This is a genomic window from Archangium sp., assembly GCF_057119385.1.
Genome location: NZ_DBNGVP010000135.1, coordinates 48,073 through 64,407, shown reverse-complemented (window position 1 = coordinate 64,407; position 16,335 = coordinate 48,073). Strand labels below are relative to the sequence as shown.

Sequence of the window (16,335 nt, the reverse complement as noted above, 5' to 3'; positions counted from 1 at the left end):
GCGGCCGACGACGACCGCCGCCGCCGCGTGGTCCTGCGTCGAGCAGATGTTGCAGCTGGCCCAGCGGACCTCCGCGCCGAGGTCGGCGAGGGTCTCGGCGAGGACCGCCGTCTGGATCGTCATGTGGAGCGAGCCGGTGATCCGCTGGCCCTTCAGCGGCTGGGCCTTCCGGTACTCCTTCCGGACGGCCATCAGGCCCGGCATCTCCTTCTCGGCCAGCTCGATCTCCTTGCGCCCCCACTCGGCGAGGGAGAGGTCCTTCACGCGGTACTCGAAGGGGGCGGCGCCCCGCTTCGGGGCGGGCTTCTTCGGGGCGGGCTTCTTCCTGGTGGCTGCCATCGGTGCTCCAAGGGGTGGGGGTGCGAGGGCCGGTATACCAAGCCCAAGCCGGAAAGCCGAAGGGCCCGCCGTCCGACGGGCCCCGCGGGGCGCCGCCCCCATGCGCCGGGGGCGGAGGCGAGGACGGGACGCGCCTACCGCTTCGCGCCCGCGGCGGCGCGGAGCGCCTCGGCCTTGTCGGTCCGCTCCCAGGTGAACTCCTTCTCGGAGCGGCCGAAGTGACCGTACGCGGCGGTCTTCTGGTAGATGGGCCGCAGCAGATCCAGGTACTCGGTGATCTCACGGGGCTTGAGGCCGAACGTGTGACGGATGGCCTGCTGGATGCGCTCCTCGGGCACGGTGGCCGTGCCGAAGGTGTCCACCAGCACGCTCACGGGCTCGGCCACGCCGATGGCGTAGGAGACCTGCACCTCGCAGCGGCGAGCCAGGCCCGCGGCCACCACCGTCTTGGCGATGTGCCGGCCCATGTACGCCGCCGAGCGGTCCACCTTGGACGGATCCTTGCCCGAGAAGGCGCCGCCACCGTGACGGCCCATGCCGCCGTAGGTGTCCACGATGATCTTCCGGCCCGTCACGCCCGAGTCGCCCATGGGGCCGCCGATGACGAAGCGCCCGGTGGGGTTGATGTAGATCTTCGTCTTGGCGTCGATGAGCTTCTTGGGCAGCGCCTTGGCGATGACGTCCTCGCGGATGGCCTCGTGGATGCGCTTGTTGGAGACGTCATCCGAGTGCTGAGTGGACACCACCACCGCGTCGATGCGGGCCGGGCGGCCGTTGCGGTACTCGACGGTGACCTGGCTCTTGCCGTCCGGGCGCAGCCAGTCGTGCGTCTTGCGGCGCACGTCGGCCAGGCGCCGGGTGAGCGCGTGGGCGTAGTGGATGGGAGCCGGCATGAGCTCCGGCGTCTCGTCGCAGGCGAAGCCGAACATCATGCCCTGGTCGCCGGCGCCCTGCTCCTTCTTGTTGTCCACGCCCCGGGCGATGTCCTGGCTCTGGCCCTCGATGGCCACCATGACGCCGCAGGTGTTGCCGTCGTAGCCCATGGAGCTGTCGGTGTAGCCGATGCGGCAGATCGTGCTGCGGACGATCTTCGGGATGTCGACGTAGCAGTTGGTGGTCACCTCGCCGGCGACGATGGCCAGGCCCGTCTTCACCAGGGTCTCCACGGCCACGCGGCCCTGGGGATCCTTGGAGAGGATGGCGTCCAGCACGCCGTCGGAGATCTGATCGGCGATCTTGTCCGGGTGCCCTTCAGTGACGGATTCAGAGGTGAACAGGTAGTCGGTCGGCATGTCGTCTTCGGCTTCGGAGGGGGTACGGCCCACGTCAACGGCTTAGAAGAGCGGGGACACTAAACGTTGGGCTCCAGGGGAGTCAAACCCCGAGACAAGCGGAAAATTCGCCCGCATGGCGTGTTTCGAGCACACCGGGCAGGCGGCCTGGCCCCCGGGCCCCACGCCGGGCGCCGCGTGAATTTCGCGCGCTCCCAGCCGTTCCATTGCGCTACAGAGGCAGCCCTCTGAAGGAAGGACCTGAATGAACGCCCGTCTCCGCTCCCTGACCCTGCTGGCCACCCTCGCCTTTGCCCTCCCCGCGCTCGCCGCGCCCAATGAGACCATTGCCAAGCCGGTGAAGACCGTCGTGCAGTCCGTGCGCTACAGCAAGGATGACCTGGCCCTCAAGCAGCTCGCCAACGAGGAGCAGGGCCGCTTCCTCCTCGGCGAGGACTGGGAGAAGGGCACCGACGCCCAGCGCAAGGAGTTCACGAAGCTCTTCAACAGCCTCTTCGCGAAGATCGCCTTCCCCAAGGTGCGCGAGAACTTCAAGAACCTGGCCTCCATCACCTATGACGACCCGGCCGTGGAGGGCGACAAGGCGAACGTGAAGTCCACCGTCGTCATCGAGCACCCGCTGAAGAAGCAGGAGATGAAGCTCCAGTACACCGTGGTGAAGAGCCAGGGCGGCTGGAAGGTGCTGGACGTGGCGGTGCTCGGCGACTCGATGCTCACCGGCATCCGCGATGACCAGGTGCGGCCCATCCTGAAGCAGGGGGGCTGGGACAAGCTGCTGGAGCTGATGCGCGCGAAGGAAGCCGAGCTGAGCAAGAAGTAGAAGTAGTGGTTATTCCACCTCCGGGAGCCGGGCAGCCGGGCGCCCGGAGGTGAAGCCGGTTGTACTCGGGGACAGGTGAAGTAGAGAGGAGGGGCCGATGTCCCGTCCGCTGCCCCAGCCCGTCCCCGTGCGAGAAGGACGCTCCTCCCGCGAGGTGGACGCCTTCTGCGTGCAGTTCGCCCCACGCGCCCCGGGCCACCCGGCCGTGAGGGACCTCCAGCACCTGCTGGCCGATGTACCCACGGAGGGCCTGGAAGCCCGCCTGGAGTGGGTGGAGCGCTGCGTCGCCTGGCTGAGGGACCCCAAGCCCGCGCTCGGCTTGATGGAGCCCGCCGAGCCCGAGGCCCCCGCGGTGGTGACGCGCCTGGCCCTGTTGCTCCGGGTGCTGGAGGCGAGAGCCTCCGCCCGTGAGCCCGTGGCCGCCCTGGTGCGCGAGGTGATGGCCGCGACGAGCGGACTGAAGCTCTTCTCCCAGGTGGGCCTGCCCGCCGGACTGGGTTTCTTCGGCGAGGTGTTGGACCGGCTCGCCCGCCGCCTGTTGCCCTCGCCGCCCGAGGACCATCAGCTCTCGGAGCTGTTGCTGCGGCTGTTTCCGGACCCCGAGGACGCGGACTGGTTGGAGGCCCTGCCGCCCGAGCTGCTGGCGCGGCTCGCCGACCTGTCGCAGGGCGGCACCCTGCCTCCCGTGAGGAGCCCGGCGCTGGTGGTGCGGGCCTCGCTGGTGGATGCCCTGGGCCTGCTCGCCGTGCAGACGGCGGCCCTGGGACTGGCCGAGGACGTGAGGGACCGTTGTCCGGAGGTGTCCTTCCGGGCCTCGCCCTTCCTGAAACTGCGCCGGGTGTGCGAGGGCGTGCTGGCGCGCGACGCCGCGCCGGACTCGCTGCGGGAGCTCGGGGACGTGGTGGAGGAGTGCCGGCAGGTGGTGGCCATCGTCTCCAGCCACCTGGAGCAGTACGGGGTGAGCGTGGACCTGGTGTACCGGTTGGAGCGCATCCGCCGGAGCCTGGAGCGCATGGAGGCCATCGCCCGGGTGCTGGGCGCGGCGCCGGGCGAGGCGCGCTGGCGCGAGGGGCTCGTGCTGGTGGCGGACCTGCTGCGCCGGGCGCACACGGACCGCTCGGTGCGGGCGGTGGTGGCGAGCAACGCGCGGCTGCTGGCTCGCAAGGTCATCGAGCGCGCGGGCCACTCGGGCGAGCACTACATCTCCACCACGCGGGACGAGTACCACCACCTGGTGCACTCGGCGGCGGGAGGCGGGCTCATCACGGCCGTCACCGCCATCCTCAAGCTGTACGCGGCCACGCTCGCGCTGGCGCCCTTCTTCTACGGGCTGGCGCTGGCGGGCACCTACGTGGGCAGCTTCCTGATGATGCAGGTGACGGGCTCCACGCTGGCCACCAAGCAGCCGTCCATGACGGCGGCCACGTTGGGGAGCGCCATCGGCGGCACGGGCGGCACGGGCGGGCGGCTGTCGCACCTGGTGGAGCTGATTCCCCGCATCACGCGCTCGCAGATCGCCACGGCGCTGGCGAACATGGGCACGGTGCTGCCGGCGGCGGTGGGGCTGTCGATACTCTTCGCGTGGTGGAAGGGGCGCCCGCTGCTCAACCCGGCCCAGGCCCACTACGTGGTGGACGCGCTCCACCCGTGGCACAGCGGCACCGTCTTCTACGCGGCGCTCACGGGGGTGCTGCTGTGGCTGTCCAGCCTCGTGGCTGGGTGGGTGGAGAACTGGGCGGTGTACCGGCGCATCCCCGAGGCGCTCGCGCACCACCGGGTGCTGCGGCGGGCGCTGGGCGACACGGGGGCGAAGAAGCTGGCGGGCCTCTTCTCGCGGAACATCGCCGGGCTGGGGGGCAACGTGAGCATCGGCGTGCTGCTGGCGCTGCCTCCGGTGGTGGGCAACTTCTTCGGACTGCCCCTGGACGTGCGGCACGTGACGCTGTCCTTCGGGCAGCTGTGCCTGGCCGGCTACGCGCTGGGGCCCACGGCGGTGCTGCGGCCGGACTTCCTCGCGGCCCTGGGTGGCATTGGAGTGACCCTGGCCATCAACTTCGGGGTGTCCTTCTCGCTGGCCCTCGGCGTGGCCCTGCGGGCGCGGGACGTGCCGGTGCGGGACGTGGTGCGGCTGGTGCGGCTGATGAGCGCGCGCTTCCTGCGAGAGCCCCGCGCCTTCCTGTTGCCCCCCAGGGCCTGAGTCCACCCTGGTTGAAATCCCGGACTCGAAAAACCGGGGAATATTTTGACCGTCACCCCACCCCTCTCCCAGAGGGAGAGGGAGTCGCAGCAGCCGGGCAGCCGAGGGTTCTCACCGTGCTTCTGAACAGGGCGGTTCTCCGGTAGGGTCCGCGACCGCATGAGTGACTCGACCCACAAGACGCCCCGCTTTGCTCTCGCCTACGCCAGATTGATGGTGCGCAGGCCCGGGCTCGTCATCCTCGCGATCCTCGCGCTGACCGGCGCGGCATTGTGGGGAACCACGAAGCTGACCATCAATTCCAACCAGCTCGACCTCATCTCGCAGGACCTGCCCGAGGTGAAGGACGTCAAGCGCGTCATCGACATGGTGGGTGGCAGCGGCTACCTCATCATGGGCCTGCGCGGCGAGGACGAGGCCACGCTCAAGAAGGTCGCCGACGACATCGCGGCCGGGCTGAACGCGGACAAGGAGAACGTCCGCTTCATCACCTACAAGGTGCCCGTCGAGTTCGTGCAGCAGCAGATGGGCCTCTTCATCAAGACGGAGGACCTGGCCGAGGGCAAGCGCCGCATCATGGCGTACCTCAAGGATCAGCTGCGCCGCAACAACCCCTTCTTCATCGAGATCCAGAAGACCGAGCCGGTGAAGCTCGAGATGCAGGACCTCGTCGACAAGTACAGCAGCGTCGGCAAGAAGAGCATCCGGGATGACTACTACATCTCCAAGGACCGGAAGATGATGCTCATCCTCATCAAGCCGATGTGGGACTCCAACCAGCTCGGCAAGACGAAGGTCTACGTGGAGAAGCTGCGCAAGGACCTGGCGGCCTACTCCCAGAGCGAGAAGTCCGGCGGCGTGCAGCTCGTCGAGGACTACGACAAGATGGGCGACAAGACGCTGGTGGCCTACGGCTTCACCGGCTCCTACAAGACGGCGGTGGATGACTCGTACGCCATCGAGGAGTCGCTCGAGCCGGTGTCGCTGCTGGCGTTCGCGGCCATCTTCTTCATCACCATCCTGGCCTTCCGGAAGATCGTGCCCACGCTCATCGTGTCCATCGGCACGGTGATTGGCACCATCATCACCATGGGCTTCACCTACCTCACCGTGGGCGAGCTCAACATGATCACCAGTATCCTGGGCGCGCTGCTGCTGGGGTTCGGCATCGACTACGGCCTGCACTTCATCTTCCGCACGCGGCTGGAGCTGGGCCAGGGCAAGCCGTATGACCAGGCCATCCAGGACGCGATCGTGAACGCGGGCCGGCCGGCGCTGGTGTCCGCGGTGGTGACGTCGGGCTCGTTCTTCGTGCTGATGGTCAGCGAGTTCCGCGGCTTCAGCCAGTTCGGCTTCCTGGCCGGCTGCGGCACCTTCATCATCGGCGTGCTGCTCTTCGCCTGGAGCCCGGCGCTGCTGGCGATCGCCGGCCGCATCAACCCCGAGCTGCCCAAGAAGCTCATCGGCGAGATGAAGCCGCCGGCCACCCAGAGCGCCACCACGGGCAAGGAGCTGCGCATCCCCAAGCCGGGCCTGATGCTCGGCGTCAGCACCGTCATCGTGGCCATCCTGTGCTTCTTCGCCGTCCCGTGGAGCGACGTGGACGTGCCCACGGACAAGCCCGCCTCCTTCGCGGACCGCATCAAGGCCGGCATCCGCTTCAACTACAACAGCCGCGCCCTCATCCCCGAGGGCCAGTCGTCGGTGAAGCTGCAGGATGAGATCAGCCAGCGCTTCGACATGTCCGCCGATCCCATCGCCGTCTACAGCAAGACGCTGGAGGAGGCGAAGGCCATCTACGACGAGCTCGAGGATCCGGAGAAGCGCAAGACGAAGTACTCGGCCATCGATCAGGTGGTGAGCATCTACACCTTCGTGCCACCCCCGGAGCGCGCCGCGGCCAACGCCAAAATCCTCCAGGAGTGGCAGGAGGAGCTGAAGGACATCGACGTGGCGGCGCTGCCTCCGGAGGCGCAGGAGAAGGCGGCCCTCTTCAAGAAGATGCTGGAGGCCCGGCCCTATGACGTGCACGGGGTGCCGGAGATCTACGCCTCGCAGTTCCGCCACCTGCCGGAGACGAAGCCGGAGAACCACGGCTACCTGACGTTCATCTACCCGAGCGTGGACCTGTGGGACGGCAAGAAGATGCTCACGTTCGTGGACCAGACGAACAACATCCCCACCCCCGAGGTGAAGGATGCGCAGGGCCACGTCATCGCCGAGGCCCAGGTGCGCCGCGCGGCGGGCGCGGCCCAGCTCTTCGCGCGGCTGGCGCGCATCGTGCTCGGCGACGGCCAGCTCACCGTGATGCTGGTGACGCTGTGGATCCTCGTCATGCACTACCTGGACTTCCGCAACGTGAAGCTGGCGCTGGCCTCCGTCATCCCGCTCACGGTGGGTCTGGCGATGATGCTCGGCCTGATGACGATGTTCGATCTGCACCTGAACTTCATGAACATCATCATCCTGCCCATCCTGCTGGGCTTCGGCGTGAGTCACGGCCTCTACCTGCTGCACCGCTTCCTGGAGGGCACCTCGCCCGTGGTGGCGCTGCGCAGCGTGGGCGCGGCGGTCGCCTCGTCCACGCTGACGACGGCCGCGGGCTTCGCCGCTCTCCTGATCGCCAGCCACAACGGCCTGAAGTCCATGGGCCTCGTGGCGTGCATCGGCCTCATCACCACGCTGGTGGTGTCCTTCACGGTGCTCGCCGCCGTGATGCAGGTGATGTGGGATCGGCTGCCGCGCAAGGTGCAGGACGGCGTGGCGCATACGCCTTCCCCGTCGCCCTCCAAGGACGACGAGTCCGAGGCGGCCTGAAGCACTCCCGCTGAGACAGGGGCCCGGAAAGTACCGGGTCTCGTGAAGTGAGAAAGAGCCCGGGCTCCGGGGAAGGAGACGCGAAATGTCCCTTCCCGGCCCGGGCTCGTTACATTTGCGGGGTGCCTACTTCCGGGAACCCCTGCATCCTCGCCATCGACCTCGGGACCTCGGCCGTGAAGCTGGCGGCCGTCACCCTCCGCGGCTCCATCGTCGGCGGAGAGGTAGAGCCCCAGGCGGTCCAGCTGCTGCCCGACGGGGGCGCCGAGCAGGACCCCGAGGCATGGTGGTCCGCCATCGTCCGCGCCACCCGCCGCCTGCTCGGCAAGGGAGTCGTCTCCGCGGACGACATCGTCGGCATCAACATCAGCTCCCAGTGGTCCGGCACCGTCGCCGTGGACGAGCGCGGCAAGCCCCTGCATCCCGCCATCATCTGGATGGACTCGCGTGGCGCTCCCCACGTGCGTCGCGCCGCCCACGGCTTCATGCCCGTCGAGGGCTTCGGCCTCGCCCGCCTGCTTACCTGGGTGCGGTTGACCGGCGGCGCGCCTACCCTCTCGGGGAAGGACCCGTTCGGCCACATCCTCTATCTGAAGAGCGAGCACCCCCAGCTCTACCGCGACACCTACAAGTTCCTGGAGCCCAAGGACTGGCTCAACCTGCGGTTGAGCGGCCGCTTCGCCTCCTCCTTCGACACCATCACCCTGCACTGGGTCACCGACAACCGGGACCTCCAGCGCATCCACTACGCCGAGCAGCTGCTCCAGCTCGCGGGCCTGCCGCGCGAGAAGCTGCCCGACCTGGTGCCCGCCGCCAGCGTGCTCGGCCCGCTGCAACCCGAGGCCGCCCGCGCCCTGGGATTGAGCGAGAAGGTCCAGGTCATCACCGGCGCTCCGGACATCCTCGCCGCCGCCGTGGGCTCGGGGGCGGTGCGCGATTTCGAGCCCCACCTGTGCGTCGGCACGTCCTCGTGGATCGCCGCCCACCTGCCCTTCAAGAAGACGGACGTCTTCCACCAGATGGGCACCCTGCCCTCGGCGCTCCCGGGCCGCTACATCCTCACCAACGAGCAGGAGTCCGCCGGCCTCTGTCTGTCCTTCCTCAAGGACAACATCCTCTTCGGCCACGAGGAGCTCGCCCGCCACGGCAACACTGGAGACCCGGGCCAGGCCCCGGCGGACCTCTACCAGGTGCTCGAGAAGGCGGCCGCGAGTGTCCCCGCGGGCAGCGACCAGCTCATCTTCATGCCCTGGCTCAACGGCGAGCGCAGCCCCGTGGATGACCAGTACCTGCGCGGCGGCTTCTTCAACCAGTCCCTCAAGACGACGCGCGGACACATGGTGCGCGCCGTGCTCGAGGGCGTGGCCTACAACTCGCGCTGGCTCTTCACCTACGTGGAGAAGTTCGTTGGCCGCAGGCTGGACTCGCTCCGCATCATTGGCGGCGGAGCGCGCTCCCGGCTGTGGTGTCAGATCATGGCCGACGTGCTGGACCGGCGCATCCAACAGGTGGACGAGCCCGTGCTCGCCAACGCGCGCGGCGCGGCCTTCCAGGCGGCCCTGGCGCTCGGACACCTCACGGTGGACGAGATTCCCTCGCTCGTTCCCGTGGCGAACACCTTCGAGCCCAACCCCCAGAATCGCGGGCTCTATGACGAGCTCTTCGGCGAATTCGTGAACCTCTACAAGTCCAACAAGGCCATCTTCGCGCGGCTCAACCGCGCCCGGAGCGCCTGAGTCGAACACGGGAGCACTGCAACCCATGGATCTACCCGAGCTCGGAACGAACCTCCTCAACCGCGTCCCTCCCCGCCTGCTGTCGGCGGCGGAGCGGTACCTCAAGAACATCCCCCTGCTGCGAGACCGGCTGGAGAAGGAGACGGACTCGATGCTGGCCGACCTGGAGGGCGGACTGAAGCCCTACCGCGGCCAGACGCCCACCTTCGAAGCGCTGCCCGCCAAGGGCCTCTCGCACGAGGAGGTGCTCGAGCAGATGGAGGAGATGCGCGCGAAGGAGGAGGACCGCTGGAAGGACGGCTACGTGTCGGGCGCCGTGTACCACGGGGACTCCAGCCACATCGACTTCCTCAACCGCGTGTATGCGATCAACTCGCAGGCCAACCCGCTGCACGCGGACCTGTGGCCGAGCGCCACCAAGTTCGAGGCCGAGGTGGTGGCCATGACGGCCCACATGCTCGGCGCCGCCGAGGCCAACGCGGGCCGGGCGCCGGACGAGCACATCTGCGGCGCGCTCTCCTCCGGTGGCACCGAGAGCATCATGCTCGCGATGAAGACGTACCGGGATTGGGCTCGCGACACGAAGGGCATCACCCATCCCGAGATGGTGGCGCCCTCGAGCGCGCACCCGGCCTTCGACAAGGCCGCGCACTACTTCGGCATCAAGATGGTGCGCGTGCCGGTGGGGCCGGACTACCGCGCGGACGTGAAGGCCACGCGCAAGGCCATCACCCGCAACACCATCGTGCTCATCGGCTCGGCGCCGGGGTTCCCGCATGGGGTGATCGATCCCATCGAGGAGCTGTCGGAGCTGGCGCGCAAGCGGGGCATCGGCTTCCACACCGACGCGTGCCTGGGCGGCTTCGTGCTGCCGTGGGCGCGCAAGCTGGGCTACCCGGTGCCGGAGTTCGACTTCCGGCTGCCCGGGGTGACGACCATGTCCGCGGACACGCACAAGTTCGGCTACGCGGCCAAGGGCACGTCCGTGGTGCTGTACCGGGGCACCGCGCTGCGCTCGTACCAGTACTTCACCGCCACCGAGTGGCCCGGCGGCATCTACTTCTCCCCCACCTTCTCCGGCAGCCGGCCCGGGGCGCTCATCGCGGCCGCCTGGGCCTCGCTCGTGGCCACCGGTGAGGAGGGCTACCTGGACGCCACCCGCCGCATCCTGGAGACGGCGGACACCCTCAAGCGGGGCATCCGCGCCATCCCGGGCCTGCACGTGCTCGGAGAGCCGCTCTTCGTCATCGCCTTCGGCTCGGACGACGTGAACATCTACAAGGTGATGGAGCACATGGGCGAGAAGGGCTGGAGCCTCAACGGGCTGCACAAGCCGGCCGCGGTGCACCTGTGCGTCACCCAGCGGCACACGCAGCCCGGCGTGGCCGAGCGCTTCCTCGAGGACCTGAAGGCCGGCGTCGAGCACGTGCGCGCCCACCCGGAGGAGAAGGGCACCATGGCGCCCGTCTACGGCATGGCGGGCACCGTGCCCTTCCGCGGGCTCTTGAGCGATCTGCTCAAGAAGTACATGGACCTCATCTACAAGGTCTGATCGCTCGCGGAGCCGCCGGACGCGGCGGCTCGGTGACCCGGGCGGCGAGTGCGGCTCCGCCCCAGGTGTCACAGAAGTGTCACGAGCGCGTGAACCGCGGGCACCTACAGTCCGCGCATGCCGCACATCCTGATCGTCGATGACGAGCCGGACCTGGCGGGGCTGTTGGCGTACAACCTCGGGCGGGCCGGCTTCACCACCACCCAGGCGCATACGGGAGCGGAAGCCCTGGCGCGGGTGCACGAGGCCCTCCCGGACCTGGTCCTGTTGGATCTGATGTTGCCCGACATGGATGGAGCGGAGCTGTACCGCCAGCTCCGGGCCGGCCCGGCCACGCGCCCCCTGCGCGTCCTGGTGATCTCCGCCCGTCCGGATGCCCACGCCCGCCTCCCGGGGGCGGAGGTCATCCTCAAGCCCTTCAAGGTTCAGGAGGTGGTGGCGCGTGTCACAGCGCTGCTACGAACTCCCTGAAGCTCCCACTCATCTTTCATGCTGGTACTTATGCGCAGGTGTTGTAGTCACGCCCTCGCAACGGATGGGTGACTGGACGCGTCGAGTCCGGCCCAGGAGAAGCGCGATGCTCGAGAAGCTGATGCCCAAGTCGGATGAGTTCTTCGACGACTTCGATGCCCAGTGTGCTGTCACGGTGGAAGGCGCCCGCATGCTGCACACCCTGCTGAGCGACTTCCGGGACGTGGGCGCCCGGGTGCAGGCCCTGAAGGACATTGAGCACAAGGGCGACGAGGTGACGCACACCGCCTTCAACCGGCTGCACAAGCAGTTCATCACCCCGTTCGACCGGGCGCAGATCCACACGCTGCTGGGGCGCATCGACGACGTGCTGGACCTGACCAACGCCGCGGCGGCGCGGATCCACTACTACGAGATCCAGACGACCCTGCCGGACGCCACCGAGCTGGCGCGGCTGCTGGTGCTCAGCGCCGAGAAGGTGCAGGAGGTGGTGGCGGCGCTGCGGCTCATCAAGAAGCCCGAGCAGATCCTCGCCGGCTGCAAGGAGATCAAGCGGCTGGAGACGCAGGCGGACGAGGTGCTGCGCGCGGGCCTGGGCCGGCTCTTCAAGAGCGGCGCGGACCCGCTGACGATCATCAAGTGGAAGGAGATCTACGACCTCATCGAGACGGCCACGGACAAGTGTCAGGGAGTGGCGAACGTCATCGAAGGCGTGGTCCTGGAGCACTCGTAATGCTGCTCACGGCGGTTGTCCTCATCGTCGCGGTCGCGCTCGTCTTCGACTTCATCAACGGCTTTCACGACGCGGCCAATTCCATCGCCACGGTGGTGTCCACGCGGGTGCTGTCGCCGAACCTGGCGGTGGCGTGGGCGGCCTTCTTCAACTTCATCGCGGCGTTTGGCGGCGGGGTGAAGGTGGCCAACACCATGGGCAAGGGCATCATCGACTTCGAGATGCTGCGGGCGGCGGGCCCGCAGGCGGTGCTGCTGGTCATCTTCTCCTCGCTGATGGGAGCCATCGCGTGGAACCTGCTGACGTGGTGGTGGGGCCTGCCGTCCTCGTCCTCGCACGCGCTGGCGGGAGGAATGATTGGAGCCACGCTGCCGGTGCTCGGGATGGCGGGGCTGGTGGGCTCGGGCATCGCGAAGATCGCGGCCTTCATCGTGCTCTCGCCGCTCATCGGCATGGTGCTGGGCACGGCGCTGATGGTGGCGAGCACGTGGACGGTGCACAAGCAGACGCCGCTGAAGGTGGACACGTGGTTCCGGCGGCTGCAGCTCGTGTCGTCGGCCATCTTCTCCTACAGCCACGGCACGAATGACGCGCAGAAGGTGATGGGCATCATCGCGGTGGTGCTGTTCGGCACCATCTGGAAGGACCGGCCCTTCCACATCGACTGGTGGATGATCATCTCGTGCCACGCGGCCATCGCGCTGGGCACCTTCTTCGGAGGGTGGCGCATCGTGAAGACGATGGGACACAGCCTCACGAAGCTGGCGCCCATTGGCGGCTTCGCGGCGGAGACGGGCGGAGGCGTCACCATCATCGCGCTGGCGAAGCTGGGCATCCCGGTGTCCACGACGCACACCATCACGGGCGCCATCACGGGCGTGGGCTCGACGAAGGGCTGGCGCGCGGTGAAGTGGGGCACGGCCGGCCGCATCATCTGGGCGTGGGTGTTCACCATCCCCGCCTCGGCGCTCATGGCCGTGCTCGTCTACGGACTGTCCCGGCTCGTCGTGATGGCGGTGGGGTGAGAGTGGTGTAGAAACGGGCGCCCCTCTCCCGTGCCGGGAGCAGGGCCGGAGAGGAAATCGACGATGAACCGACTCGCGCTCGTTCTGGGACTCGTGCTGCTCGCCGGCTGTGCCACCGTGAAGAGCAGCCGCGTCCGCCCCGACTACGAGACCGTGGACAAGACCCAGGTCAAGCGTCTGGCCGTGGTCACCCAGCCGCTCCCCGACGGCAAGCAGGAAGTCGGCGAGTTGTGGAGCCTCATCGCCCGCCGCTACGTCAACCAGAACCGCGACTTCATCGCCAAGGCCAACATCGCCCTCGCCGGCAACCCCGAGGACACCTCCCACAAGGGCCTGTGCGTCGAGGGCATCGAGGGCATCCTCTGGCTCTCCCCCGACGTGAAGCGCTCCACCAGCGGCGTGGAGGCCGCCGTGAAGGCCCAGCTGCTCCGCTGCCGCGACGGCCAGGAGGTCTGGGCCGCCGAGGCCGCCGGAAGCTGGCCCTCCGAGGACGAGCGCTACAAGGAACTCACCGTCCAGTACTCCAGCGAGCTCGGCTCCGAGGTCGCCCCCTACGTCGGCCCCACCTTCCGCCTCCTCAGCGCCACCCTCGACACCCTCCCCCGCCCCACCCTCAATGACGAGGACGTCGTCGAGAAGATCGAGCTCGGAGAATAACCGCCCATGGTGGACCAGAGCACCGCCCTCCTCCGGCTCGGCATCTCCTTCGGGCTCGGGTTCGCGCTCGGCTTCGAGCGCGAGCTGCGCGGGCAGGGCGCGGGGCTGCGCACGCACATCCTCGTCTGCCTCGGCTCCTGTCTCTTCACCCTCACCAGCCTCTTCGCCGAGCAGCCGCTCGGCGCCGAGACGCACCAGGAAGTCCGGGCCGACATCACCCGCATCGCCAGCCAGGTCGTCGTCGGCATCGGCTTCCTCGGCGGTGGCGCCATCCTCCGCCATGGCACCAGCGTCCGGGGCCTCACCACCGCCGCCAACCTGTGGCTCACCGCCTCCGTGGGCCTCGCCGTCGGGATGGGTGTCCCCCTGCTCGCCGTCGCCACCGTGGGGCTCGCCCTCTTCTGCCTCGTCGGCCTGCGCTTCCTCGAGCGCGCCATCCGCCGCTTCCGGAAGAAGTACGGGCTCGTCGCCGATCGCGACCTGTCCTCCCTGGAGCCCACGGAGGACACTCCGGACCCGGGCAAGCTCCTGAAGTAGGCAGACCCTCACCCCAGCCCTCTCCCAAAGGGAGAGGGGCCTCTCACGGGCTCACGGCTGCTCGCCCAGGCGCCGGTCCATCTCCGTGCGGATGAAGCGTTCGATCTCCTCCGCCGTCGTCAGCTCCATCGCCGTCTCGAGCAGCTGCTGCGCATCGGCGCGGCTGGACTCCCGGATGATGCCCTTCACCGTGGGAATCTGCCCCGCCGTCATCGACAGCTCGTCGAAGCCGAGCGCCAGCAGCACCAGCGCGTAGATGGGGTCGCCCGCCATCTCGCCGCACATGGCCACCGGGATGCCCGCGCCCTTGGCCGCCGACACGATGTTCTTCAGCGAGCGCAGCACCGACAGGTGCAGGGGCTTGTACAGGTACGCCACGTCCCGGTTCTGCCGGTCGATGGCCAGCGAGTACTGGATGAGGTCGTTCGTCCCCACCGAGAAGAAGTCCGCCTCCTGCGCCAGCCGGTCGGCGATGAGGGCCGCGCTCGGCGTCTCCACCATGATGCCCACCTGGAAGCGCTTGCCGAGCGGCACGCCCGCGCGCCCCAGCTCCGTGCGGCAGGCCTCCAGCTCGCTCCGGGCCTCGCGCAGCTCGCTCATCCCGCAGATGAGCGGGAACATCATCCGCATGTTCCCGTGCACGCTCGCCCGCAGCAGCGCGCGCAGCTGCACCCGGAACAGCTCCCGGTTGGCCAGGCAGTAGCGGATGGCCCGCAGCCCCATGGCCGGGTTGGGCTCCTTCTCGTGCTTCGTCTTCCCCGGCACCTTGTCCCCGCCCAGGTCCAGCGTGCGGATGGTGACGGGCCGGCCGCCCATCGCCTCCAGCACCTGCCGGTAGGCCCGGTACTGCTCCTCCTCCGTCGGCGGGCTCTTGCGGTCCAGGAACATGAACTCGGTGCGGTACAGGCCAATGCCCTCCGCCCCGTGCGCCAGCAGGGAGGAGATCTCCTCCGGGAACTCGATGTTGCCCACCAGCCGGATGCGGTAGCCATCCGTGCTCTGCGCCGGCAGGTCCTTGGCCTCCAGTGCCCGGGCCTCCATCTCCGCGTGGCGGCGCATCGTCTCGTGGAAGAGCGCCAGCTGTTCCTCCGTGGGGTTGACGAGGATGAGGCCGCGCGAGCCATCCAGCGCCACCAGGTCTCCCGGAGAGATCTGCTCGCTGGCCCTTCCCGCCCCCACCACCGCGGGCGTCGAGCGGGCGCGCGCCACAATCGCCGTGTGGCTCGTCTGGCCGCCCAGGTCCGTGACGAAGCCCGCCACCCTCCCGCTGCGCGCCATCATCGCCGTGTCCGCGGGCGACAGGTCGTGCGCCACCACCACCGCGTGGTCCGGCAGCGACACCTCCTCGTCCACCACCTGCCCCATCAGGTTGCGCACCACCCGGTCCGCCACGTACTCCACGTCCGAGCGCCGCTCCCGGAAGTACTCGTCCGGGATGTTGTCGAAGAGGTGCTTGAGCTTGCGCGCCACCCGCCGCACCGCCCACTCCGCGTTGATGCGGTCCTCGACAATCAGCCGGTTCACCTCGTCCACGAACATCGGGTCGTGGAGCATCAACCGGTGCGCCTCGATGATGAGGCCGTGCTCGGGACCCTCGGAGCGCGTTATCTGCTCCTTGAGCTCGGAGAGCTGGCGGTCGGACAGCTCCAGGGCCGTCTTCATGCGCATGCGCTCGGGGTCGACCTCGGCCTCGGCCAGCCGCAGCTTGGGGGTGCGCACCCGCTTGCGGTCCAGGATGTAGGCGTGGCCCACCGCCACGCCCGGAGAGGCGCCGATGCCCTTCAGACTCAACGTGGGGGTGGCCTGGCTGCTCACGGTCCCTTCTTCGTCTGCGGCGGCTCGCCGCGCGTGTGGCTTCACTGCGACTCGCCGAACCTGTTGGCGATGAGCTTCTGGATGTCCTGGAGACACGCCTCGGCGTCGTCTCCCTTGCACGTCACCGTCACTTCCATGCCCTGCGCCGCCGCCAGCATCAGCACGCCCATGATGGACTTGGCGTTGGCTTTCTGGCCCTCGCACAGGAGCGTCACCTCGCTCTTGTAGCGGTTGGCCACCTGGACCAGCTGCGCCGCCGCCCGGGCATGCAACCCCAGGGCGTTGATGATCTCGAATGTCCCTTCGGCCACGCTCGACATTGCCAGTCCCTGTTCTCCTCTTCT

Annotated in this window: 14 protein-coding genes; 10 read left to right on the top strand and 4 right to left on the bottom strand. The window is 68.6% G+C overall.

Going from position 1 to position 16,335, the window contains the following annotated elements:
- A partial coding sequence (locus AC16DP_RS33150; protein ID WP_483956917.1) for an adenosylhomocysteinase occupies window positions 1-339 on the bottom strand: 339 nt, incomplete at its 3' end.
- Between the two features lie 134 nt (window positions 340-473).
- Complete coding sequence (gene metK, locus AC16DP_RS33145; protein ID WP_483956916.1) at window positions 474-1,631, bottom strand: methionine adenosyltransferase; 1,158 nt, start codon at window positions 1,629-1,631, stop codon at window positions 474-476.
- 244 nt (window positions 1,632-1,875) lie between these two features.
- On the opposite strand from metK, the gene AC16DP_RS33140 reads away from it, so the two are divergent.
- From AC16DP_RS33140 to AC16DP_RS33095, 10 genes are all read left to right on the top strand, one after another.
- Window positions 1,876-2,451, top strand: coding sequence for an ABC transporter substrate-binding protein (locus AC16DP_RS33140; RefSeq protein WP_329734317.1), 576 nt, complete (start codon window positions 1,876-1,878; stop codon window positions 2,449-2,451).
- Between the two features lie 97 nt (window positions 2,452-2,548).
- Window positions 2,549-4,648: a site-specific recombinase gene (locus tag AC16DP_RS33135; RefSeq protein ID WP_329734318.1), complete on the top strand. Its 2,100-nt coding sequence runs from the start codon at window positions 2,549-2,551 to the stop codon at window positions 4,646-4,648.
- A 159-nt stretch (window positions 4,649-4,807) separates the two neighbouring features.
- On the top strand, window positions 4,808-7,465 hold the full coding sequence (locus AC16DP_RS33130; RefSeq protein ID WP_329734319.1) for an efflux RND transporter permease subunit: 2,658 nt from the start codon (window positions 4,808-4,810) through the stop codon (window positions 7,463-7,465).
- A 122-nt stretch (window positions 7,466-7,587) separates the two neighbouring features.
- A complete protein-coding gene (locus tag AC16DP_RS33125; RefSeq protein WP_329734320.1) occupies window positions 7,588-9,201 on the top strand; it encodes a xylulokinase in 1,614 nt (537 codons plus the stop codon).
- 25 nt (window positions 9,202-9,226) lie between these two features.
- The gene (locus AC16DP_RS33120) at window positions 9,227-10,753 is read left to right on the top strand and encodes a pyridoxal phosphate-dependent decarboxylase family protein (protein ID WP_329734321.1); all 1,527 of its coding nucleotides are present in this window, start codon (window positions 9,227-9,229) and stop codon (window positions 10,751-10,753) included.
- Window positions 10,754-10,870: 117 nt separating this feature from the next.
- Window positions 10,871-11,224: a response regulator transcription factor gene (locus AC16DP_RS33115; protein ID WP_329734322.1), complete on the top strand. Its 354-nt coding sequence runs from the start codon at window positions 10,871-10,873 to the stop codon at window positions 11,222-11,224.
- A gap of 106 nt (window positions 11,225-11,330) precedes the next feature.
- On the top strand, window positions 11,331-11,957 hold the full coding sequence (locus AC16DP_RS33110) for a DUF47 domain-containing protein (RefSeq protein WP_329734323.1): 627 nt from the start codon (window positions 11,331-11,333) through the stop codon (window positions 11,955-11,957).
- Entirely contained in the window at window positions 11,957-12,982 is a 1,026-nt protein-coding gene (locus AC16DP_RS33105) for an inorganic phosphate transporter (RefSeq protein ID WP_329734324.1), read from the top strand. Before AC16DP_RS33110 ends, AC16DP_RS33105 begins: the two co-directional genes overlap by 1 nt.
- A 63-nt stretch (window positions 12,983-13,045) precedes the next feature.
- Entirely contained in the window at window positions 13,046-13,639 is a 594-nt protein-coding gene (locus AC16DP_RS33100; RefSeq protein WP_329734325.1) for an MXAN_6521/LA_1396 family lipoprotein, read from the top strand.
- A gap of 6 nt (window positions 13,640-13,645) precedes the next feature.
- Entirely contained in the window at window positions 13,646-14,176 is a 531-nt protein-coding gene (locus tag AC16DP_RS33095; RefSeq protein WP_329734326.1) for an MgtC/SapB family protein, read from the top strand.
- Window positions 14,177-14,227: 51 nt separating this feature from the next.
- On the opposite strand, the gene ptsP is transcribed toward AC16DP_RS33095, so the two are convergent.
- Window positions 14,228-15,991 (bottom strand): phosphoenolpyruvate--protein phosphotransferase, encoded by a 1,764-nt coding sequence (gene ptsP / locus AC16DP_RS33090; RefSeq protein WP_329734327.1) that lies wholly within the window; start codon window positions 15,989-15,991, stop codon window positions 14,228-14,230.
- Window positions 15,992-16,032: 41 nt separating this feature from the next.
- On the bottom strand, window positions 16,033-16,311 hold the full coding sequence (locus AC16DP_RS33085) for an HPr family phosphocarrier protein (protein ID WP_073565448.1): 279 nt from the start codon (window positions 16,309-16,311) through the stop codon (window positions 16,033-16,035).
- Between the last annotated feature and the right edge of the window lie 24 nt (window positions 16,312-16,335).

Bases quoted from the DNA above. Each gene is read 5' to 3' on its own strand.
- AC16DP_RS33130 (WP_329734319.1), top strand. From the start codon at position 4,808: ATGAGTGACTCGACCCACAAGACGCCCCGCTTTGCTCTCGCCTACGCC.
- AC16DP_RS33110 (WP_329734323.1), top strand. From the start codon at position 11,331: ATGCTCGAGAAGCTGATGCCCAAGTCGGATGAGTTCTTCGACGACTTC.
- AC16DP_RS33100 (WP_329734325.1), top strand. From the start codon at position 13,046: ATGAACCGACTCGCGCTCGTTCTGGGACTCGTGCTGCTCGCCGGCTGT.
- AC16DP_RS33140 (WP_329734317.1), top strand. From the start codon at position 1,876: ATGAACGCCCGTCTCCGCTCCCTGACCCTGCTGGCCACCCTCGCCTTT.
- AC16DP_RS33105 (WP_329734324.1), top strand. From the start codon at position 11,957: ATGCTGCTCACGGCGGTTGTCCTCATCGTCGCGGTCGCGCTCGTCTTC.
- AC16DP_RS33115 (WP_329734322.1), top strand. From the start codon at position 10,871: ATGCCGCACATCCTGATCGTCGATGACGAGCCGGACCTGGCGGGGCTG.
- AC16DP_RS33135 (WP_329734318.1), top strand. From the start codon at position 2,549: ATGTCCCGTCCGCTGCCCCAGCCCGTCCCCGTGCGAGAAGGACGCTCC.
- AC16DP_RS33085 (WP_073565448.1), bottom strand. From the start codon at position 16,311: ATGTCGAGCGTGGCCGAAGGGACATTCGAGATCATCAACGCCCTGGGG.
- AC16DP_RS33120 (WP_329734321.1), top strand. From the start codon at position 9,227: ATGGATCTACCCGAGCTCGGAACGAACCTCCTCAACCGCGTCCCTCCC.
- AC16DP_RS33095 (WP_329734326.1), top strand. From the start codon at position 13,646: ATGGTGGACCAGAGCACCGCCCTCCTCCGGCTCGGCATCTCCTTCGGG.
- metK (WP_483956916.1), bottom strand. From the start codon at position 1,631: ATGCCGACCGACTACCTGTTCACCTCTGAATCCGTCACTGAAGGGCAC.